This is a genomic window from Carnobacterium sp. GW821-FHT04C06 (assembly GCF_059420345.1).
The window spans coordinates 144,327-165,026 of the sequence record NZ_JBWKTN010000002.1 but is presented as its reverse complement, the minus strand read 5'-3'; the positions used below and the strand labels follow the sequence as shown (position 1 = coordinate 165,026).

22 protein-coding genes and 1 tRNA gene are annotated in these 20,700 nt (G+C 35.6%); 6 read left to right on the top strand and 17 right to left on the bottom strand.

The annotated features are described in order from the left end of the window. Positions 1 to 20: 20 nt before the first annotated feature. The 8 genes from AC07SW_RS04130 to rpoN form a co-directional block, all read right to left on the bottom strand. Positions 21 to 2,000, bottom strand: a complete 1,980-nt coding sequence (locus AC07SW_RS04130) for an LPXTG cell wall anchor domain-containing protein (RefSeq protein ID WP_494632318.1) — start codon at positions 1,998 to 2,000, stop codon at positions 21 to 23. Between the two features lie 348 nt (positions 2,001 to 2,348). Next, the gene (gene eno, locus AC07SW_RS04125) at positions 2,349 to 3,644 is read right to left on the bottom strand and encodes a phosphopyruvate hydratase (protein ID WP_034571324.1); all 1,296 of its coding nucleotides are present in this window, start codon (positions 3,642 to 3,644) and stop codon (positions 2,349 to 2,351) included. A gap of 125 nt (positions 3,645 to 3,769) precedes the next feature. Then, positions 3,770 to 5,299, bottom strand: a complete 1,530-nt coding sequence (gene gpmI, locus AC07SW_RS04120; RefSeq protein ID WP_494632317.1) for a 2,3-bisphosphoglycerate-independent phosphoglycerate mutase — start codon at positions 5,297 to 5,299, stop codon at positions 3,770 to 3,772. Further along, entirely contained in the window at positions 5,299 to 6,054 is a 756-nt protein-coding gene (gene tpiA, locus AC07SW_RS04115; RefSeq protein ID WP_034571330.1) for a triose-phosphate isomerase, read from the bottom strand. The genes gpmI and tpiA overlap by 1 nt, the downstream gene beginning before the upstream one ends. A 349-nt stretch (positions 6,055 to 6,403) precedes the next feature. Next, positions 6,404 to 7,588, bottom strand: a complete 1,185-nt coding sequence (locus AC07SW_RS04110) for a phosphoglycerate kinase (RefSeq protein ID WP_119907646.1) — start codon at positions 7,586 to 7,588, stop codon at positions 6,404 to 6,406. Positions 7,589 to 7,696: 108 nt separating this feature from the next. Continuing rightward, positions 7,697 to 8,701, bottom strand: a complete 1,005-nt coding sequence (gene gap, locus AC07SW_RS04105; RefSeq protein WP_034571336.1) for a type I glyceraldehyde-3-phosphate dehydrogenase — start codon at positions 8,699 to 8,701, stop codon at positions 7,697 to 7,699. 43 nt (positions 8,702 to 8,744) lie between these two features. Then, positions 8,745 to 9,785: a sugar-binding transcriptional regulator gene (locus AC07SW_RS04100; RefSeq protein ID WP_034571339.1), complete on the bottom strand. Its 1,041-nt coding sequence runs from the start codon at positions 9,783 to 9,785 to the stop codon at positions 8,745 to 8,747. 373 nt (positions 9,786 to 10,158) lie between these two features. Then, entirely contained in the window at positions 10,159 to 11,520 is a 1,362-nt protein-coding gene (gene rpoN / locus AC07SW_RS04095; protein WP_494632315.1) for an RNA polymerase factor sigma-54, read from the bottom strand. Between the two features lie 147 nt (positions 11,521 to 11,667). Here rpoN and AC07SW_RS04090 point away from each other — a divergent pair. The 6 genes from AC07SW_RS04090 to AC07SW_RS04065 all read left to right on the top strand — a co-directional run bounded on the left by AC07SW_RS04090 (position 11,668) and on the right by AC07SW_RS04065 (position 13,736). Then, positions 11,668 to 11,739, top strand: a tRNA-Arg gene (locus AC07SW_RS04090). Between the two features lie 224 nt (positions 11,740 to 11,963). After that, a complete protein-coding gene (locus AC07SW_RS04085) occupies positions 11,964 to 12,332 on the top strand; it encodes a hypothetical protein (RefSeq protein WP_494632314.1) in 369 nt (122 codons plus the stop codon). Further along, the gene (locus AC07SW_RS04080; RefSeq protein ID WP_272947665.1) at positions 12,325 to 12,456 is read left to right on the top strand and encodes a hypothetical protein; all 132 of its coding nucleotides are present in this window, start codon (positions 12,325 to 12,327) and stop codon (positions 12,454 to 12,456) included. Before AC07SW_RS04085 ends, AC07SW_RS04080 begins: the two co-directional genes overlap by 8 nt. A gap of 39 nt (positions 12,457 to 12,495) precedes the next feature. Next, on the top strand, positions 12,496 to 12,639 hold the full coding sequence (locus AC07SW_RS04075) for a hypothetical protein (RefSeq protein WP_494632312.1): 144 nt from the start codon (positions 12,496 to 12,498) through the stop codon (positions 12,637 to 12,639). 314 nt (positions 12,640 to 12,953) lie between these two features. Further along, the gene (locus tag AC07SW_RS04070) at positions 12,954 to 13,184 is read left to right on the top strand and encodes a hypothetical protein (RefSeq protein WP_494632311.1); all 231 of its coding nucleotides are present in this window, start codon (positions 12,954 to 12,956) and stop codon (positions 13,182 to 13,184) included. Positions 13,185 to 13,202: 18 nt separating this feature from the next. Then, positions 13,203 to 13,736 carry a hypothetical protein gene (locus tag AC07SW_RS04065; protein ID WP_494632310.1) on the top strand — a complete coding sequence of 178 codons (534 nt, stop codon included), beginning with the start codon at positions 13,203 to 13,205 and terminating at the stop codon, positions 13,734 to 13,736. A gap of 39 nt (positions 13,737 to 13,775) precedes the next feature. On the opposite strand, the gene AC07SW_RS04060 is transcribed toward AC07SW_RS04065, so the two are convergent. From AC07SW_RS04060 to AC07SW_RS04020, 9 genes are read right to left on the bottom strand one after another with little or no spacing between them, the layout of a single operon-like run. Further along, positions 13,776 to 15,011 (bottom strand): GH25 family lysozyme, encoded by a 1,236-nt coding sequence (locus AC07SW_RS04060; RefSeq protein WP_414735090.1) that lies wholly within the window; start codon positions 15,009 to 15,011, stop codon positions 13,776 to 13,778. A 55-nt stretch (positions 15,012 to 15,066) separates the two neighbouring features. After that, positions 15,067 to 15,309, bottom strand: coding sequence for a phage holin (locus AC07SW_RS04055; RefSeq protein WP_414735091.1), 243 nt, complete (start codon positions 15,307 to 15,309; stop codon positions 15,067 to 15,069). Further along, the gene (locus AC07SW_RS04050) at positions 15,299 to 15,607 is read right to left on the bottom strand and encodes a hypothetical protein (RefSeq protein ID WP_414735092.1); all 309 of its coding nucleotides are present in this window, start codon (positions 15,605 to 15,607) and stop codon (positions 15,299 to 15,301) included. Before AC07SW_RS04050 ends, AC07SW_RS04055 begins: the two co-directional genes overlap by 11 nt. A gap of 40 nt (positions 15,608 to 15,647) precedes the next feature. Next, positions 15,648 to 15,812 (bottom strand): XkdX family protein, encoded by a 165-nt coding sequence (locus AC07SW_RS04045; protein WP_135026470.1) that lies wholly within the window; start codon positions 15,810 to 15,812, stop codon positions 15,648 to 15,650. After that, on the bottom strand, positions 15,799 to 16,179 hold the full coding sequence (locus AC07SW_RS04040) for a YomQ N-terminal domain-containing protein (RefSeq protein WP_494632308.1): 381 nt from the start codon (positions 16,177 to 16,179) through the stop codon (positions 15,799 to 15,801). Before AC07SW_RS04040 ends, AC07SW_RS04045 begins: the two co-directional genes overlap by 14 nt. A gap of 16 nt (positions 16,180 to 16,195) precedes the next feature. After that, on the bottom strand, positions 16,196 to 16,615 hold the full coding sequence (locus AC07SW_RS04035) for a hypothetical protein (RefSeq protein ID WP_494632307.1): 420 nt from the start codon (positions 16,613 to 16,615) through the stop codon (positions 16,196 to 16,198). A gap of 13 nt (positions 16,616 to 16,628) precedes the next feature. Next, the gene (locus tag AC07SW_RS04030) at positions 16,629 to 18,053 is read right to left on the bottom strand and encodes a hypothetical protein (RefSeq protein ID WP_494632305.1); all 1,425 of its coding nucleotides are present in this window, start codon (positions 18,051 to 18,053) and stop codon (positions 16,629 to 16,631) included. A 15-nt stretch (positions 18,054 to 18,068) separates the two neighbouring features. Next, on the bottom strand, positions 18,069 to 19,982 hold the full coding sequence (locus AC07SW_RS04025; protein ID WP_494632304.1) for a GH25 family lysozyme: 1,914 nt from the start codon (positions 19,980 to 19,982) through the stop codon (positions 18,069 to 18,071). A gap of 2 nt (positions 19,983 to 19,984) precedes the next feature. Then, positions 19,985 to 20,698 carry a hypothetical protein gene (locus tag AC07SW_RS04020; RefSeq protein ID WP_494632303.1) on the bottom strand — a complete coding sequence of 238 codons (714 nt, stop codon included), beginning with the start codon at positions 20,696 to 20,698 and terminating at the stop codon, positions 19,985 to 19,987. Between the last annotated feature and the right edge of the window lie 2 nt (positions 20,699 to 20,700).

Below are 20,700 nucleotides of genomic sequence, written 5' to 3'. Positions count from 1 at the left end.
CAGGCTTTCTATCTATTTTATTATGAACGCTTTTTAACTCCTACTAGTCCAATCATCCCAATGAATGAACTAATTGCCAACCAAAAACTAGACTTGCTCTTAGTTTCTCCTGTTTGAGGGAGCGTTTCTGTTTTAGAAGTTGTTGCCTCTGGAAGAACATTTGGTTTTTGATTTGCTATCGGCGTTCCTTGATCCGCTGGTTTTGTTGGATTAATCGGTGCCACTGGTTGCATTGGATCTTCTGGTTTAGGCTCTGCTTTTTTATTTATTGAAAATTTACCTTTGGAAGTATCCGTTAAGCCTTCTGGAGTAGTCTCTGTAAACGCAACCGTATAGTCACCATCGGCTAAGGCATCCATTTCTGATTGCGGAACTTTCCCACCTGTTCCTGAAGCTACTGGTTTGCCTTCTTTATCATAAATCACCCAGCCTAAGCTTGATTCAGGATGTTTTTGTGTTCCTGTTATGGATTCTGGGTTGACTGTTTTATCAACAGTCGTTGTTGTTTCTGGATGACGCAATTTAAATTCGTCTGATGAAGAATGCGTTAAGCCTTCTGGGCTTGTTTCAGTAAATTTAACTTTATAGTCGCCATCTTTTAAACCTTCAATTTCGGATAATGGGACTTCATTTCCCACTCCAGATGCTACTGTTTTACCATCACTATCATAAATGACCCACTCAAGACTTGATTCCGGTAATTTTTGTGTACCCGTTACGGATGCTGGATTTACTGGTTTATCAACTATTGTTGTTGTTTCTGGTCGACGAATTTCAAATGTATCAGATGAACTATGAGTATCACCATCTGTACTTGTTTCGGTAAACTCAATTTTATAATCGCCATTTTCTAACTCTTTCATTTCTGATGATGGGACTTCGCTTCCTAGTCCAGACGCTATCGGCTTCCCGTCCTTATCATAAATGACCCAACCTAAGCTTGAGTCTGGTAATTTTTGAGTACCAGTTAGTGATTCTGGATTAATTGGCTTATCGACTGTTGTAGTTGATTCTGGACGACGAATTTTAAATTCACCAGAAGAGGTATCTGATATTGCTTCTGGGCTCATTTCAGTGAATTTAACTGTATACTCCCCATCTGCTAAAGCCTTAATAACTGTCATTGGCACTTCATTACCTGGACCCGTTGCTATCGGCTGATTATTTTTGTCGTAGATAGTCCAAGTTAGCTCTGAATTCTCTATTTTTTTTGTCCCAGTTAATGATTCTGGATTAATTGGTCGATCCACAAGCGTCGTTGATTCTGGATGACGAATCTCAAAATTGTCATTGGTTTTATTTGTTAAAGGATTGCCATGCATGGTTTTACCTGTAACCGTTGTTTCAATCGTATACTTGCCATCCCCTAAAGTTTGCATCTGTTCAGGCGTTACATCACCCGTTCCTTCTAAAATGAAGCCATTCTCACCTTTAATCACCCACCCAATAACTGCTCCTTCTTTCGCTGAGGAATGATCAACTGAGATTGGGTTGTACTTTCCATGAATTCCATTAATGGTTAAATTAATGTCGATAGATTCTTTGTTGACTTGAACAAGAGTTGTATTTGGTCTAACCGGAGCACCTATAAATTTTTCTATAGATACCTCAACATAGTAAATACCATCTGAATAAGTAGATAAGTCAATTACTGTATTATTTGTGTAATCTCCTATATAAATAGCTGGTACCGAAAAATGCTCATCATAAATCGCGTAACTCATTGGTCCAGTATTATCTCCCTTATAATCAACTTGGACAGAGTTTCCTTGATCTACTATAAACATCGCGTTACTAAACGGCATGTAATATCCATCATTAGCTGTCAAAAACCATTCTCCAAAAGTATCAAGTCCACTACCACCTATACCTTCATATAGTAATGGATATGAACTTGAATTTGAACCAGATTCTCCTTCAGCATCTACTTGATTAGGAATATTTAACCCTATCAGCAGTCCACTAAATAAAACTAAACTCCCTAAATATTGCTTTTTCATAAAATTATATTCTCCTTCATTAAGTGATTTTTTACAGACATTTTTTGTCTACAAATTCATTTCGTAAAGAAAATTATAACACATTGAATTTAATTTTTATTTTTTACTTTTTCTTTAGTTACAGACATAAGTTGAACATTATCTTTACTCGTAAAATCTTTTTATACGCGGTAAGAACACTAATAATGGGAATTAATATGTTTTAAAATACAACCCACATTATAGTAAACTTTGAGGTCTACTCATCATTTAAATATCTTTTTTTAGCTAAAAAAAGATCCACTTTGTTTAATTAAACAAAGTGGATCTTTTCAAATTGCAATGAATGTTCATTACAATGAATAAAAATTATTTATTTTTTAAGTTGTAGAAAGAATCTAAACCTTGATAAACAGCTAAGTCGCCTAATTGGTCTTCAATTCTTAATAATTGGTTGTATTTAGCAATACGGTCTGTACGGCTCATTGAACCAGTTTTGATTTGTCCAGCATTTGTTGCAACAGCGATATCCGCAATTGTTGCATCTTCAGTTTCACCAGAACGGTGAGAAACTACTGCTGTATAACCAGCACGTTTAGCCATTTCGATAGCATCAAATGTTTCTGTTAATGTACCAATTTGGTTAACTTTGATTAAGATTGAGTTTGCAATACCGTTTTCGATACCACGAGCAAGTTTTTCAGTGTTTGTAACGAATAAATCGTCACCAACTAATTGAACTTTTTCGCCTAAGACTTCTGTTAAGTGTTTGAAACCTTCCCAGTCGTTTTCGTCAAGTCCATCTTCGATTGAGATGATTGGGTATTTAGAAACTAAATCTTCATAAAGTTTAACCATACCTTCAGCATCTAATTTACGTCCTTCAGAAGCTAAGTCATAAAGACCAGTTTCTTTGTCGTAGAATTCTGATGATGCAACGTCCATTGCGATTTTAACGTCAGAACCAGCTTTGTAGCCAGCTTTTTCGATAGCTTCGATGATAACAACGATTGCTTCTTCGTTTGATGATAAATCAGGAGCGAAACCACCTTCGTCACCTACAGCTGTGTTTAAACCTTTTGATTTTAATACTGCTGCTAAGCTGTGGAATACTTCTGCACCCATACGGATAGCTTCTTTAAATGATGGAGCTCCAACTGGCATAATCATGAATTCTTGGAAATCCACTTTGTTGTCAGCATGTGATCCACCATTGATGATGTTCATCATTGGAGTTGGCAATACTTTAGTATTGAATCCGCCTAAATATTGATATAAAGGAACATCTAGGTAATCAGCAGCAGCACGAGCTACAGCGATTGAAACACCAAGAATAGCGTTTGCGCCTAATTTACCTTTGTTAGGAGTACCATCTAATTCGATCATAGTTTTGTCAATCGCCATTTGGTCGCGAACGTCAAAGCCTAAGATTGCTTCAGAGATAACTGTGTTTACATTTTCAACTGCTTTAAGAACACCTTTGCCTAGGTAACGAGATTTGTCTCCGTCACGTAATTCAACCGCTTCGTGTTCACCAGTAGAAGCACCTGATGGAACCATACCACGTCCAAAAGCACCGCTTTCTGTGTAAACTTCAACTTCGATTGTTGGGTTTCCGCGTGAGTCTAAGACTTCACGAGCTAAAATATCTGTAATAAATGGCATTTTATTTCTCTCCTTTGAGTTTCAATAATTTTTTAGTGCCAAGGCGCATTCGTCCTTAGCTACATTTTAGTCAATTTTATCAATAGTTGCAATGAATTTCGTCAAATTCAAGGCAATCTTATCAATTATTTTTGAATTAAGCTTTCGCCAGTCATTTCTGCTGGTTTTTTAACGCCTAATAAGTCTAACATTGTTGGTGCTACGTCTGCTAAGCGGCCGCCTTCACGTAATGTAACACCTTTTTTAGTAACGATTACAGGAACCGGTACAGTTGTGTGAGCTGTATGCGGTTTGCCTTCTGGCGTTGTCATTGTTTCTGAGTTTCCATGATCGGCAAAGATGATTGCATAACCGCCTTTAGCAGTAATTGCATCCACTACGCGTCCTAAGTTTTCATCAACGGCTTCAATCGCTTTAATCGTTGGCTCTACCATACCAGAATGTCCTACCATGTCTGGGTTAGCAAAGTTTAAAATAATCGCATCATGCTTATCTGCTTCAATATCAGCTACTAAAGCATCGGTTACTTCGTAAGCACTCATTTCAGGTTGTAAATCGTAGGTTTCAACTTTAGGTGAGTTGATTAAAATACGATTTTCTCCTGGAAACTCTTCATTACGTCCACCGTTCATAAAGAACGTTACATGTGGATATTTTTCAGTTTCAGCGATACGTAATTGAGAAAGACCTTCGTTTGAAAGGACTTCACCAATCACATTTTTCATTTCGATTGGAGGAAATGCTACGTCTGCAACAATACTTGGATTGTATAAAGTCATCGTTACAAATTTAACGTTTTCCGCACGAGCGCCACGTTCAAAGAATGTCCATTCTTGATCTGTAAACGCATTTGACAATTGAATGGCACGGTCTGGACGGAAGTTAAAGAATACAACAGCATCGTTGTCTTCAATTTTCCCAACCGGTTGTCCGTCATTTCCAATAATTGCTGGAACAACGAATTCATCCATTTTGCCTGCTGCATAAGAGTCTTCAATGACTGCTTCTGCTGAATCGAACATTTTACCAGTTCCGTGTGCAATTGCGTTATACGCTTGCTCCACACGTTCCCAACGTTTGTCACGATCCATTGCATAGAAACGGCCAGATACTGTAGCGATTTCGCCATAGTTCAAGTCATTCATTGCATGTTGTAGTGTTTGAATATAACCTTTCGCTGAATCTGGTGCTACGTCACGACCATCTAAGAAAGCATGAACGTAAACATTTTTAACACCTTTTTCTTTAGCTGTTTTGATCAATGAAATTAAATGATTGATGTGGCTATGAACCCCACCATCAGATAAAAGACCGAATAAGTGTAAGCTAGAGTTATTTTCTTTTGTATGATCAAATGCACTGTTAATCGCTTCATTTTCTTGAAATTCACCGTCAACAATTGCTTTATCAATACGAGTTAAACTTTGATAAACGATACGTCCAGCACCAATATTGGTATGCCCAACTTCTGAGTTTCCCATTTGTCCTTCTGGTAATCCAACATCAAGACCAGCAGCCTTAAGTTGACCATGTGGATAAGTTTCCCAGTAACGATCAAAGTTTGGTTTGTTCGCTAAAGCAACGGCATTTCCCACAGTTTCGTTACGCAACCCAAATCCATCAAGGATAATGATTGCAACAGGTGATTTACTCATTATTTAACGGCCTCCAATAATGCTAAGAAAGATTCTGCTTCTAAGCTGGCTCCTCCTACTAAAGCACCATCAATATCAGACTGTGCCATGTATTCTGCAATGTTTTCTGGTTTAACAGAACCACCGTATTGAATACGAACAGCTTCAGCTACTTCTTTTGAGTATAATTTTTCAACTGTTTGACGAACAACTGCACATGTATCGTTAGCATCTGTTGAAGTTGAAGATTTACCCGTTCCGATTGCCCAGATTGGTTCGTAAGCAAGTACAGAAACTGAAACTTGTTCAGCCGATAAGCCTTTTAAAGCTCCTTCAATTTGTCCAGCAACCCATGCATTTGTTTCGCCAGCTTCACGTTGTTCTAACGTTTCGCCACAACAAATAATTGGTGTCATACCATTTTTGAAAATAGCATGAGCTTTTTTGTTGATGTCTTCATCTGTTTCATGGAAATACTCACGACGTTCAGAGTGACCAATGATTACATAGTCAACACCTAAATCATTTAATGCAGCTGGACTTGTTTCACCAGTAAAGGCGCCTGATTCTTCAAAATAACAGTTTTGTGCTGAAATTTTTAAATCTGTTCCTTTTGCTGCAGTTACTAATTCTTGTAAAAACAATGTTGGTGATCCGATTACTGAATCAACAGCTGAATTTGCAGGAATTTTAGTTTTAACAGCTTCTGCAAAAGCTAAAGCTTCTGATGCTGTTTTGTTCATTTTCCAGTTACCAGCGATAATTGGTTTACGCATAATGTGTTTGCCCCTTTAATTTTAATTTAAAATCAACAATAGGTCTTCTTTCTGACCGAATGTGAATCATGCTTCTAAAGCGCTGAGGCGCCAAGAATCAAAACTTCTTTTCGGAAGTCACAGTTCGTTCTTTCGAAACGAATGTGAATCATGCTTCTAAGGCGCTGAAGCGCCAAGAATCAAAACTTCGTTTCGAAAGCCACAGTTCGTTCTTTTAGACCGAATGTGAATCATGTTTCTAAGGCGCTGAAGCGCCAAGAATCAAAACTTCTTTTCGGAAGCCACAGTTCGTTCTTTCGGAACGAATGTGAATCATGCTTCTAAGGCGCTGAAGCGCCAAGAATCATGATTATTTATCAGAAATAGAATCCACGCCAGGTAATACTTTACCTTCTAGGTATTCTAGAGAAGCTCCGCCACCTGTTGAAATGTGTGTAAAGTCATCCGCAAAGCCTAATTGCATAGCTGCTGCTGCTGAATCTCCACCACCAATGATTGTTGTTGCGTCTTTTAATTTTGCAATTGCTTCACATACGCCGATGGTACCTTTAGCAAAGTTGCTCATTTCAAATACGCCCATTGGTCCGTTCCATACAACTGTTTTAGCGCCTTGTAATTCTTTTGTAAATAATTCAACTGTTTTTGGTCCTACGTCAAGTCCCATCATGTTAGCAGGAATTGCTTCGTGGATTTCAGTTGGAACATCATTACTGAATTCTGTCGCACATACAGAGTCAACTGGTAAAATCAATTTGCCGTTAGCAGATTCTAATAATGATTTTGCTAAGTCGATTTTATCTGTTTCTACTAATGATTTACCAATTTCTTTTCCTTGAGCAGCGTAGAATGTATAAGTCATTCCTCCACCAACAAGAACTTTGTCAGCAACCTTTAATAGATTTTCGATAACGCCAATTTTATCAGAAACTTTTGCGCCACCAAGAATTGCCACTAAAGGACGATCTGGGTTTTCAACAACGCCACCGATAAATTTGATTTCTTTTTCCATTAGGAAACCAGCTGCTGATTCTAAGTTAGAAGCAATTCCAACGTTAGAAGCATGAGCGCGGTGAGCTGTACCAAATGCGTCATTTACAAAAACGTCGCCTAGTGAAGCCCAATATTTACCTAATTCTGAATCATTTTTACTTTCTTTCTTGCCATCAATGTCTTCAAAGCGAGTGTTTTCAAACATAACCACTTCGCCATCTTTCATATCAGCAATAGCTTTTTCTAATTCAGCTCCACGAGTTTCAGGAACGAATGTTACAGGTTTTCCTAATAATTCGCTTAGACGTTCTGCAACTGGACGCAATGTTTTGTCTGCTTTGTCTTCTTCTGTTTTAACTTTACCTAAATGAGAGAAAACAATGACTTTACCATTTTGTTCAAGAATGTATTCAAGTGTTGGAAGTGCAGCAACGATACGGTTGTCGTTAGTAATAACGCCATCTTTCATTGGTACGTTAAAATCAGCACGAACTAGTACTTTTTTATCTTTTAAATCTAAATCAGTAACAACTTTTTTAGCCATGAGAGAAGCCTCCTATTGTTTATTAAAGACATAAAGAAAAGCGGGAAGCGCGAAGCTCCCCGCTTTTCAAAAATGTCAGAATATGCACATTTTAAAATTAAGAAATAATTAACCTAATTTTGCAAAGTATTCTAAAGTACGGATAAGTTGTGCAGTGTATGACATTTCGTTGTCATACCAAGCAACAGTTTTAACTAATTGGTGATCTCCAACAGTCATAACTTTAGTTTGAGTTTCGTCAAATAATGAACCGAAAGTCATACCAACGATATCAGAAGAAACGATTGCATCAGTATTGTAACCGAATGATTCGTTTGCAGCAGCTTTCATTGCAGCATTTACTTCTTCAACTGTAACTTTTTTGTCTAATACAGTTACTAATTCAGTTAATGAACCAGTAGCAACAGGAACACGTTGAGCAGCTCCGTCTAATTTACCTTGTAATGAAGGTAATACTAAACCGATTGCTTTAGCAGCACCAGTTGTATTAGGAACGATGTTTTCTGCAGCAGCACGTGCACGACGGAAATCTCCACCTGGGTGAGGACCATCAAGAGTCATTTGGTCACCTGTGTAAGCGTGAATTGTAGTCATAAGACCTTCAACAACACCAAATTTTTCTTCTAATACTTGTGCCATTGGAGCTAAACAGTTAGTAGTACATGAAGCACCTGAGATAACTGTTTCAGAACCATCTAAGATTTCATGGTTTACGTTGTAAACGATTGTTTTCATGTCGCCTGATGCAGGAGCAGAAATAACAACACGTTTAGCGCCAGCTTTTAAGTGTAATTCAGCTTTTTCTTGAGTTGTAAAGAAACCAGTACATTCAAGAACGATTTCAACACCAAGTTCGCCCCATGGAAGTTCTTCAGGGTTACGGTTAGCAAGAACTTTTACTTCTTTACCGTTAACATTGAAATAACCATCATGAACTTCAACGTCACCGTCGAAACGTCCTTGAGTTGTATCATATTTTAATAAATGAGCCAACATTTTTGCGTCTGTTAAGTCATTGATTGCAACAACTTCAATACCTTCTACTGCTTGGATGCGACGGAAAGCTAAACGTCCAATACGTCCAAAACCATTAATACCTACTTTTACTGTCATAACTAGATTTCCTCCTTTAGGAATTCTTGATTTATTATTTATTTTAAAGGGTTACCCCTTTTAAAATCTGGTTAGCTGCACCTTCGTCTGTAATCAACCATGTTTGACTTGGTGCGTTTTTCATATAAGCTTCTATTGCTGTTGCTTTTGACCTTCCACCAGCGATTGCCAGTACACAAGGAATCTTGGCTAAATCTTTCAATTGTAACCCGATGCGTGGAATTTTATAGACCACTTCACCAGCCTTGTTAAAGAAATATCCAAAAGCTTCACCAACTGCAGCTTGTTCTTTAATCAGAGCTAGAGCTTCTTCACTCATTCCTCTGCGTTCTGCCATTAGTTTGGCATCTCCAATACTGTGTAACACACATTTAGCCTTTGTGACCATTTTTAAAGTGTTGAAAACAGCTGGTTCTTGGAGTAATGGTTTATACGTTTCTTCACTGACTTGTTCTGGCACGTATAAAACTCGATTTTCGCCACCTGTATTTTCAGCCATTTGAGAACTTATCGTATTCGCTTGAATATTCACAGCTTCTCCAATGCCTCCTCTTGCAGGGACAAAGATCAGATGACGATCGTTGGACAAAGCTTTTGTCATTTGGTCTGCAACCTTTGCCATTGTCGTTCCACCCATAACGGCAATAATATTGTCGCCACTTGGAAGTAGAAAATCCAATGATTCTGATGTTGCATGCCCTAATTCTTCCATGACTTTCCTTTGTTCTTCACTATCGCCTGAGACAATTATGCAATGTTCTATTTGGAAATAAGTAGCCAATTCCTTTTCTTTTTCCCGCATTCCTAAAAGTTGTCCCATCATTTGATCTAACTCATGATAGACGTCTTCCCCAGTAACGGTTAACTCCATTCCTACCTTTGAAGTTTTAATAATGTTTTGCTTTTTTAAAAAATCTGTTTCAGTACGTAAAACACGTTCTGTTACATTCATTTTCCCAGCTAAAACACGTCTACCGACTGGCCCCAACAAATAGATATTGCGCAAAATCTGATACCGTTCTCTAAGAGTCTCCATAATATCAGGTGCTACTTTTTCAATAATAGATAATACATCTTGCTGCATAAGAGTGCCTCTTTCTTCCTTGGTCGTTTAATGACCATGTAAGTCGTTTCGCGACCCTGAGTGCTTAAAAAAATGAAGAGATCCTTAATGAAACAAAAACATTCATTTGACTGTCTGTAGGTTTGTTGTCATTTGTCGCAGTATTTCGCCTACCGCTTCCATCTCTTACACTAATCATTTTAACAGCTTACAAGCTATCTTTCAACTATAAAGTGCTTATTTTTCTATTCCTAAAAAAAATATTAATTTTTGTGTCTATCTTGTGACTAAATTATTTTGTTTCTTTATAACTTAATTCTTGTTTTGTAATTAAGTCTAAAATAAAAACCTGTTTCTTCTTATAACATAGAATAAAAAATCCACAGGTTTTTTATTAATCAAATCGTTTTCTTTTAGATGAAGAAGGAATGCCTAGAATATCCCGATATTTCGCAATCGTTCTTCTAGAAACATCAATTCCTTCTTCTTTTAATTGTTCCACTATTTTTTGATCTGACAGAGGTTTATGTTTATCTTCATTTTCTACACAAAATGCGACTCTTTTCCGAACAGAATCTCCTGAAATTTCCAATTCGTCTTCAGAATTTTGTATTTTTGATTGTTGCGTTTTTAATGAATTTGTGAAGAAACTTTTTAATTCGAAAATACCAAAACTAGTCTCTAAATATTTGCCATTAATGGAGCGACTTACTGTCGATTCATGAATATCAAGTTTTTCGGATATCTCTTTTAAAGTTAATGATTTGATTGGATGTGCTGGGTTTAAGAAAAATTCCTTTTGGCGCTCAACAATCGCAGTCCCAACTCGAACAATGGTGTCTCCTCTTTGTTGCAAGCTTTTTTGAATCCACTCGTACTCATTAAATTTATCCTTCATAAATCGTCGTACATCTTTGTCTTCAAATTGGGACATTTCTTGATAATAATCCTTTTGAAAATGAACGACTGGCAAGCCTGTTTTAGCTGATAATACTTTGATTTCATTCTCTTTTGTGACACGTATAATTAAGTCAGGACGGATGTATTGTTCTTTTGTACCGTCATATAAAGCGCCTGGGCGTGGATTCAAGGTCTGAATATAATCTGAAATTTCTTGAATCTCAGCCAAACTAATATCGAATTTTTTCGTAATTTCTTTCCATTTACGATTTGCAAAATTTTCAAATTCTTCCTCTACTATCACATACGCCATATTAGGAGCAAAATCATCTCGCTCTATTTGCAACATTAGGCATTCTTGTAAATTTCTAGCGCCTACTCCTGCAGGATCTAATTGTTGTAATAACGTTAAGGCATCTAGCATTTGGATATCTTGTGCCCCCGTTGTTTTTGCAGCTTCCGATAATTCTATTTTTAAATAGCCATTATCATCAATATTTTCAGTTAAAAAGAAAACCAATTCTCTTAAATAAGCATCTCTCATTGTCAGATGAATTTGCTCCAACAAAAATTCAAATAAGGAAATGCTAGTATCTGGTACTTGATTCAAATAATTAAACTCTTCGTTATGTTGATAGTTCATTGTACTTTTTACGGGTTGAATAGCTGCCTCAGCCTCATAATCCCGTTCAACGGTTACTTCGATTAAAGGATTTTCTAGCGCCTTTTGCTCTAAAAAGCTGGCCAGTTCTTCTGTATTATATTGTAGCATTTGAATGGATTGCTGTAATTGTTGTGTCATCGCCATTTTTTGGACTTGTCTTTGTTGTTGGCTAAACTTTTGTTCAAAATTCACAATCATTCCTCCTTCATATCCTTTCAAAATCTTCACTGCTATCATACCATATTTTGAAATTGAAAAGGAATTCATCTTTTTATAGCGTGCTTATAATTAAATCTTGTCTTTTCAACTAAATTCAGCTAAACTATAGTAGTTGATTTAGTCTCCTTAGTGTAATGGATATCACGTAAGATTCCGGTTCTTGAGATGAGGGTTCGATTCCCCCAGGAGACATAAAAACAGTTACGAACAGTTAAGAACAGATGAATAAACAGCTATATATAAACATTTCAAACTATTCATAAATAACAGATAAGAAAAAAATTGGCACAAAATTGGCACTTTAACTTAAAAATAATATAGATACCACCTATTTGATAAGTAGGTGTTATCTTTCTCTTTACAAAACGAACATTCGTTCGTATAATGGTCATATTCGTAAAAAAGAAGGTGATTATATGCTAAATAGATTTAATGAACGGTATAAAGACCGTGGTGTCATCAAATGGCAAGGAATGTTTTTATCTGAACACAATTCATCTATGGATCAAATACAAAAAGAGCTAAAACATACAGTGCCAAAAAAAGAGCAAATGTCTTTTGAGGAAATATCAGAAGTTTTAAATGCTGCAGTAGTTAACAATAAATCAATCGCTATACAACTAGAATCAGTAGACGCAGATAACAACTACTCGGATGATATAGTCGGAAAACTACAAGGACATGACGAATTAGGCCTTTGGGTCTCAGGTACAAAGGTTAATTATGACGAAATCAGAAACGTTGAGTTTTACGATGAGATCAAATGGAGCTCTTTGGATGAGTGACATTGAAGCGTTTAAAAATGGAACTATCACATTAGAAGAACTCAAAGAACGACTATGGGGATTGTCAGAGGCTTCTGTTGATTTGTTGGGCGAAGAAACTTTTTTAGAATATATTAATATGTAATCTCATCTTCTGCGTATATTATCCGTAGGAGGTGTTTTTATGTATACAAATGGGGAAATTATTATCACGTTAGAAAAATGTACTATTATAGTAGAAAGTTGTAAATCTGATATCGTCTATCGCTTTAATAGTAAAAAAGAATCTTTTGAAAACTTTATTAAATTAATTGAGTTAAACACTTGACTACTACTCTGTAGAGTAGTATAATTATAAGAGTAAGGGGGAGGTGAAAAAGTGTTAGACGATATAATAAAAGGACTAACAGCAATAGTACTGTTAGTCACAGCGATTCTCAACTTCTTGACAGCGTCGAAACAGTCCAAGAAAAAGAAACGCAAAAATAAAAAATGATAGATGGGGCGAAAGCCCCTCTATCCTTATTATAACATGATAAGGGAGGAATTTAAAATGAGTACATTCGTTTACATCGCAATCTTAATACTAGCCGTAGCGGGCTTAATAATCGCTATTAACAACTACAGAAAGAAGTGATCTAATTGCATCCTATCGATTCAATTGCTAAAAAATATAATGTCACAAAATACTCAATATCAAAAATTGGGAATATTTCTCAAACTGGAATTTCAAGCGCTATTGAACGTAATCAACCGATTGACAACTTTAAAGTTAAAACGATTATCGCTATATCTAAAGCAATCAACAAAACGCCCGGGGAAACATTGGATGAACTTTTAAATTTTGAAGAACATATAAAAAATGAAAAATAATTTAACAAGGAGACTTACATGACCAATCTATTTAAATTATACAAATCAAACAAGGATATGATAGATTTTATACTTTTGTTCTTTAAAATTTTTATAGCTATCACAATTTTATGTCTTGGATTTTTATTAAATAAAACTTACTATGAAAATATTTCATTAGAATTTTATAGTAAAGCTGAAGAAGATACTACTTACAAAAATACTCTTGCTGAAGAACTTGTTGCTGATGAACAATCAAATAAAATTGTGTTTGTTACTGCTAGTGACGTACCTTTAGAAATAGAAGTAATGGAATTTGAATCTATAAGTAGCGATGGTGATCTTTCATTTAAAGGTACTGGAAAAATAAAAAGTGTAGAACCTGGAGATACGTTAAAAATTTCGTATTTAGAAGGTGAAGGTATTCCTAAATACCAACTAAAAGCATCTACTCCATATGGTTCAGCTGATATACCTTTAAATTATAACGGACGCTTTGGAGATGTTAATAAAACGAAAATTAAATCAACTAGAAAAGTTATACCCTACTTCTTGCATAAAATACTTGATTAACCTGTATGTATGCCACCTGTTTTTATAGGTGGTCTTTTTTTAATAATTTAAGACTTGATTAGGAAATATGAGATTAACGTTTGTAATGCTATTTTTAGAAGCTAACTCATTAATTGATACACCAATAGTTTGAGCAATGCTGCTTAATGAGTCACCAGCTTTTACCGTATACGAACGATTAGATGAACTATTAGGGACTTTTAAGTTCTCTCCTGGATAAATTACATATGGACTAACTTTTCCATTTGTTTGAGCAATAGCTTGCCATGATACCCCTAACTTATTACCAATTGCACTTAACGAGTCACCAGAAACTACTTTATAGTAAGATTGATTTGTTCCTCCACCATTTGAGTTTGTTCCTGCTAACTTCAAAACTTGACCAGGGAAAATCGTATAAGGTGGTAAGATATCATTTGTACGTGCAATATCTTGCCAATTTTTATTTAATTTAGAACCAATTCCTCCTAAAGTATCTCCACTTACAACTACATATTCATTTGTAGGTACAGGTGCTACTGGATCAGTCGGTACTGGTTTATTTTGGTCTTTTACCCCACGAGTAAAGTTACCTTTATAATCTACACTAACATCAAAGTTTTTCGTTCCAGTATTATTGATTCCAATAAATTGATAATCAGAAGCAAATTGCCAAGCTGACCGATTGGAATACAAGTTCATTGTTGATGTTGGATAACCAGGATAGTTAGCAATCCAGCCCTCCCCATCATTAATGTTAAAGCGAGTATTTACCCATGACCCCATCGTATAAATTTCAGTATTTTTAAATCCATATGACCGCATTTGATCGTCAAAGGCTTTGTTAAATACATTGTTAGTCAATTTATCACGCATAAATTCAGAAGCTTCTGCATCATTAACCATAAGTGTATCTGTTGATAGACCAAATCGTTTGGCCGTATTCACAAAGAAATTAGCTTCATTTTTTGCATCTTGTACGCTTATATAACGTGAGAAGTGATAGGCTGAAACTTGTAATCCGACTGCTTTAGCATTGTTGATCTGTGTTTGAGCATACGGATTTACATAGCTAGTACCTTCAGTTAATTTGACCGATACTCCTTTTACACCTTCATTTTTGATAATTTGATAATCATTTGTTGAAATTGATCCTTGATGACTAGCGACGTCGATAAAGTCTTTGTTAGGTAAACCTTGACTGTACTTATTGAGTGCTGCTTCTGCCGTCATCGTTGGCACTAACATAACCATAACCATCAACACTGCAAAGATATTCTTGTTTAATTTTTTCATTTTACACTCTCCTAATTTTTTTATTTATAAAAAAATAGCCCTCGATTGAGGACTATCATTTATCTAAAGTTTTTTGACTATCACTAATACCTGGCACCGTAGGATCGTTTACAATCCCCAAAATACCTAGCAATAGAAATAGGGTATTAATAAATTGCATTGCTTCGTTTTCGATTAGCTCTTTAGCAAATCCGATTCCAAACCAACTTAAAACCTGTTGGATTAATACCAATAAAATTGGAATCATGGCCAACCAAAAAGCCTTTGATTTAATTCTTACTTTCCAATTAATTTTCACTATCAATCACCCCTTTCTGAACAATTTCATCAATGCGTTTATGAGCCTGTTTCGTGGACTCTTCAATTTTAATCAACTTTTCAGAATTGGCCCTTGTCTCACTTTCAACACGATCCATCTTAGATTCAATTTTATTGATTCCATTGTTTATATTTTCTAACTTAACCAGTACCGTTGTTAGTTGTGCAGCTTCCTGCATATCATCATTCTTTTGGTCCCGGCGAACACCAGACAAGCCAAAATAAACCGCAGCTGATACAGATACGATTGATAATAAAATAGTTAACTCGATTGTCACTTTAACACCACCTAATCCAAAAATAAAAAAGCTATTTCATTTAAATAGCTTCTCCCTTTTCTTTCTGTTCTTTTGCTTCCATGATTTCTTGCATTTCTGCTGCAGTGATTGCTTTTAATTCCACATAACGCGCAAGCTGTTCTTTCGTTACCCAATTTTTAAGGTATCGCGCTTTGATGTCCTCATATCTTTTAGAATGTTCCATTTAACTTATCCTCCAATTCCATTAGTCGTAAATCATTTTCCGTTTGTTGCATTCCTAAAACTTCGTTTTCCGCTTCTAGTTGCTTGATTCGGTTCTCTTTTTCAAGGTCCGCAAGTTCCATTTCGGAAATCTTTTGGCCCATCTGTTCAACTTCTGTTAATTCCTCTTCAATTTCTGGTGGATTTAACTCTTCTTCCGTTGCGGTTTCAATCCACTTGTTCAGTGTAAAGGACCATTTAGGCTTCAAAAAATAGCCTTCCCATTGGAACTTTGTAAACTCTGTTTCCTCGAATGTTTCTTTATTTACTACTTTTGATTCTTTAATGCTGCCCTCTTCATTAATTTCGATTACTTCAATAAAACTCATTTAACTTCCTCCTTTTTTATTTTGGAAACGGAGCATCTGTCTTCCACCAAACCCCATCAAACGTAACATTCTTATCATTGTTTCTATAAGCAATTTCAATTCGATCTTCATATATTTTTATCATTGTAATATTAGTCGCGGTTGAATCTGCATTACCTAGAGTAAACTGCATAGGTAATGAAGCTGCTAAAGAAGGCTTTATCGCTGCTGGAATAGCCCAAAGTAAACCACCACTGTTTTTAGGTAACGAAGAATTCCCTAATCCGGTTAAAAAAGATATATCTCCTACTCTTCTGTAATAGATGGCACTATCGCCAGCAACTGCCGCTTTAATCCAACCTGTGTCCTGCTCTACTTTTTTGTTAACTAAATCAAAATTATCATTAATGATTTTATTCCAATCTGGCAACCCTTTAAAAATTTTTTTAAAATCCATTTAAATCACTCCTTTATTTTATTGGTGCAAATGGTACTTTTACCGTGTATTCAAGTTTCACATAATCAATATAAAGCGAGCTTGCTATTTTCCCATCGCTTGGTTCTGCATTTAAAAGTAAATTTACGTTTCCTAGATTATCTAAATAAGCATCCATAAAAGCATTGTGATAAAATGACAATTTTTTAATATCGCTAGATGCATGTGCTGCCAAAAGACCATACTTATTGTTCGCAAAAGCTGACATCGTTACACGATTTCCAGCGCTATTCGATCCCTTAGCAAACATTTCAGTTCCTGCTTTTGACGTCATTTTTTTAATCTTAACGATGCTTTCAGATACAGATAAATTATTAAAAATAAAAGGAAATTTACGTTTAAATTCTTCTAATATATCAAATTTCATCCATGACTGTGCAATAACACTTGCGTTATAACGCAGTGTTTCAAACAATCTGCTATCTAATTTACTAACATCTTCGACATGCCTTTGAATATACTCTCCCCAAGACGAATCATAAGGTTTTTTTAATTCTGTCCATCCTCCTGCTCCGTAATAAAAAATATTAGGATTATCTACAATACTGTTAGCCACTTTATTTTTATAATCTAAAGTAGATGTAAATTCCATCGTGGTTTCAACATTCGCTTCACCCTTAGAACCTATCTCAACCAGCAACGTCCGAATGTCCTCAACTAATAAATATTGATTTTCTGAAATTCGTTCAATTGTAGGGTTGACCATCTTATACTTAAATGGAACTTTTACAGTTAGAGAATCTAAATCATGATAGATTGGCTCTGCATGAACGTACTTAACTTCTGACCCTCCAGCTCCCGTTGGTTCTTCTTCCGATGGTACAACTGCTGCACCATACGTGCTATAAAACACTCTTAATGTCGGATAACAATTTTGATTGTGGGTTAGTTTAAAAACAGATTCCGTAGCATCTAGGTTTTCAATCTTCGATTGCATATCGTCTAAGCGCTCTTTAAGCGTTTTATAAACGATTCCGTGTAAGTCGATTCTAGCGTTGATTAATTCACTATCGACTGTCACACCGTTAAGAGTGTTCTTCCATTCCTCTACTAAATCTTTGTACTTTCCTTCTAAATTTTCCACGCGACTTCTAATTTCTTTAGAAATCTTATCAAATTCTGCCAACGTTACAGTAAATCCATGTGCAATAATGTAAACAAAAATGGCTAAAGATAATCGAACATCTCCGCCATGTTGCTTTTGCATGATATTAGTAATTAACTGTTTATATTCTTGAGCAATACTGTCATCAGAAACACTATTTTCGATAAAGTCAAACCATTCTTTACTGTAATGAATAGGATCACTAAACATATAGTCTGGTAAATCAAAATCATCAATCGGTGCGCCATTAAAATCAGGCAATCCAGTTGGTAAAGTATCGAATTGTTTTGTCATTGTTTTCCTCCTTAACTAATAATTTTTAAAACTAATATCAAAATCAGCCTTTCCGTTAATTCCTCTGCTTGTACCATCCACATCAAGTTCATTCTGCCAAATCGTACATGGCACATCAGGCTGAGAAACTCCTGGTCGAGCTAACCACCAATCATATTTTTTCACACGATCATCAAAATATTTATTGTAATAATCTAAGTTACTGTAATTCATTGGTTTGTATCCTCGCTCTGAAACTCGATTACAGAACGCAATTGCCATATCTGATACTAATTGTTTTGTAGGTGTGACACCTTGAGATATTACGTAGCGTTCACTATCGTTTTCCCAATCCCAAGCAATCGGATAGATAAATTTCCCTTTATATTTATCCGCAAAGTCACAAGCTTTATTCGCTTCTTGAATCGCCTCTAACACATTTTTAGCATAACTGAACCAATATAAACCTAGCTTCAATCCTTGAACGCTTGCTCCTGTAGTATGGCTATCTGCAAGCTTGTCGTATGTTGTCTGACCATAACCTCCTCTGACCATTACAAAAGTATGTCCAGTAGCTTTTAATTTCGCCCAGTCAATGCTTGTGTTGTGTTCTGAGACATCCGTTCCTTTTTGCTCCGTTGGTTCTGGTGGTTTAATTTGCTCTTCTAGCTCCTTAACCTTTTTTTCAAGCTCTTCTCTCCACTGCTTTTCTTTTGCTAGTTGGTCTTTAAAATCAGTTTGTTGATTTTTTAGAGATTCAATGGTTCCAACGGAATTATTGATTTTTTCGCGGTATTCTTTTTCTTGTCGAATTCTGTCATTTTGTACATCCGTAAAAGACTTTATCGTGTCACCCATAGTCAATTTGGTTAGCTGAGGATGGATGATATCAATTTCTTTTTCAATGCATCTGACATACTCATTTTCAGTAATTTGTGGACAGATTATTTTATAATGGTTCCCTACACTAATTTGATTGACATCATCATGAGTAAAGGATAAATCAGCCATGTTAATAGACCATGACGTGATAAACTTTTTTTGTTCCTCTATCATTTTCCTAGCCTTAGTTTTTAATATATTGGGATCATTAACATTCGACCACGACTCACAGTGAGGAACAATTCCAATTTTTTTAATCAATTCTGTATCATCGAGATAAGGGACGCCATTGTTCACATCTTTAATTGTAATTTTAGGGCGGTTAATATCAGAATCGTTTTCATTCCCTTCTTCTCCGTGCTCTCCCTCTATATCAGCACCTGTGGGTATTAAACGACTAAAAATTTTATCTGGGTTTAATTTTTTACTTAAGTCCATTAAATTTTTTGCTACCTCGATTGTAGGATTTTCTTGTTTTGATCCAATATCGGATAAGTAACTAAGTGACATCTTCGTACCTTCGCGGTGAGATATCAAATACCCACCTAGCCTCGAAACAAGCTTATCCTTAATTGTATCAGCTGTGATAGCCCAGCCTTTCCCACGATACACGTTATCGGTGTTATTAGTTACGTTCACTAAACGAACATCAAAACGTTTGTAGGGTTCTACTACTTTATTGTGCTGAGCAATTAAATTCCTGAAATAAGAATCAATAGAAGCATTGCCCATTTCTTCGAATTCTTGGAAGCTATCAAATAAATAATTCAATACATCTTCACAAACGATAGTCTGTTCAAATCCTGTCATTTTTTTTGACAGTTCTCTCACTCGACCATAAAACATTGATATTCCTGTTTTTAAATCAAAACATTCAACATGTGTTAGAAAAGGTTCGAAAGTATTAAATGCAGGATGATTAATATTTAAAGAAAATGTAAAACTATCGGTTTCATTAATTTTATGAACAATTTTGCCGCTAATTAGTTTAGGCCACTCATAGTATCCGTCATGTATTACAGTCGGATTGGACCTATTGCCATCACTATAAATTTTTACCAGGTACATAATTAAACCATCACCTCTGTTCGTGGATATAGCGCAATAGTGCCATTACCTTCAATCTCTATTGAATTTATCCCAGGAACCATCCTTATATCCCTATACTCATGTTCTCCCTTTGTAATTGAATGACTGATTCCATTTAGTTTTAAACTCATATTATCGCTAGAGATAATCTTCAAAAAACCTGCCCTATCACCAACGTGAACCATTTGGAATTTACGATTCCACTTGATTCTATATTTATAAAATTGAGCAACTCCATCAGAAAAACTAAATGGATTCCAATCATGTTCGTAAAAAGATGAGTCCGCAATTAAAAACGGATAGACCATAAATTCAATTGTTACCTCAAATTTACCTGTTTTTGTGGTATCCGAACAATCTACTTTAGCGCACTTACCCCACCAATAGTAATTAGGATTATGCGTATCAACAAGTTTAGAAAAATCATTGGTCATCAATAATTTTCTACATTTATCTTGTAATTTTTTACGTTTATTGTATTGGGTTTCATAACACATAAATTTATATTTAAGTGATCTATTCTCGAAAAAACGTTCGCCAGTAATCATGCTAAAATCTTCTTCGCTCATGGTATAAGGGATGTCAATGGTGGACGCCTTTTCTTTTGGACTTTCCAATTCACGGTCTACTAAATACAATCCGAGTGATGAACTATCAAAAGTATTAAACGTACATTTTTCTTTTATCGCAACCATTA

Bases quoted from the DNA above. Each gene is read 5' to 3' on its own strand.
- AC07SW_RS04130 (WP_494632318.1), bottom strand. From the start codon at position 2,000: ATGAAAAAGCAATATTTAGGGAGTTTAGTTTTATTTAGTGGACTGCTG.
- eno (WP_034571324.1), bottom strand. From the start codon at position 3,644: ATGCCATTTATTACAGATATTTTAGCTCGTGAAGTCTTAGACTCACGC.
- gpmI (WP_494632317.1), bottom strand. From the start codon at position 5,299: ATGAGTAAATCACCTGTTGCAATCATTATCCTTGATGGATTTGGGTTG.
- tpiA (WP_034571330.1), bottom strand. From the start codon at position 6,054: ATGCGTAAACCAATTATCGCTGGTAACTGGAAAATGAACAAAACAGCA.
- AC07SW_RS04110 (WP_119907646.1), bottom strand. From the start codon at position 7,588: ATGGCTAAAAAAGTTGTTACTGATTTAGATTTAAAAGATAAAAAAGTA.
- gap (WP_034571336.1), bottom strand. From the start codon at position 8,701: ATGACAGTAAAAGTAGGTATTAATGGTTTTGGACGTATTGGACGTTTA.
- AC07SW_RS04100 (WP_034571339.1), bottom strand. From the start codon at position 9,785: ATGCAGCAAGATGTATTATCTATTATTGAAAAAGTAGCACCTGATATT.
- AC07SW_RS04085 (WP_494632314.1), top strand. From the start codon at position 11,964: ATGCTAAATAGATTTAATGAACGGTATAAAGACCGTGGTGTCATCAAA.
- AC07SW_RS04080 (WP_272947665.1), top strand. From the start codon at position 12,325: ATGAGTGACATTGAAGCGTTTAAAAATGGAACTATCACATTAGAAGAA.
- AC07SW_RS04075 (WP_494632312.1), top strand. From the start codon at position 12,496: ATGTATACAAATGGGGAAATTATTATCACGTTAGAAAAATGTACTATT.
- AC07SW_RS04065 (WP_494632310.1), top strand. From the start codon at position 13,203: ATGACCAATCTATTTAAATTATACAAATCAAACAAGGATATGATAGAT.
- AC07SW_RS04060 (WP_414735090.1), bottom strand. From the start codon at position 15,011: ATGAAAAAATTAAACAAGAATATCTTTGCAGTGTTGATGGTTATGGTT.
- AC07SW_RS04045 (WP_135026470.1), bottom strand. From the start codon at position 15,812: ATGGAACATTCTAAAAGATATGAGGACATCAAAGCGCGATACCTTAAA.
- AC07SW_RS04040 (WP_494632308.1), bottom strand. From the start codon at position 16,179: ATGAGTTTTATTGAAGTAATCGAAATTAATGAAGAGGGCAGCATTAAA.
- AC07SW_RS04035 (WP_494632307.1), bottom strand. From the start codon at position 16,615: ATGGATTTTAAAAAAATTTTTAAAGGGTTGCCAGATTGGAATAAAATC.
- AC07SW_RS04030 (WP_494632305.1), bottom strand. From the start codon at position 18,053: ATGACAAAACAATTCGATACTTTACCAACTGGATTGCCTGATTTTAAT.
- AC07SW_RS04025 (WP_494632304.1), bottom strand. From the start codon at position 19,982: ATGTACCTGGTAAAAATTTATAGTGATGGCAATAGGTCCAATCCGACT.
- AC07SW_RS04020 (WP_494632303.1), bottom strand. From the start codon at position 20,698: ATGGTTGCGATAAAAGAAAAATGTACGTTTAATACTTTTGATAGTTCA.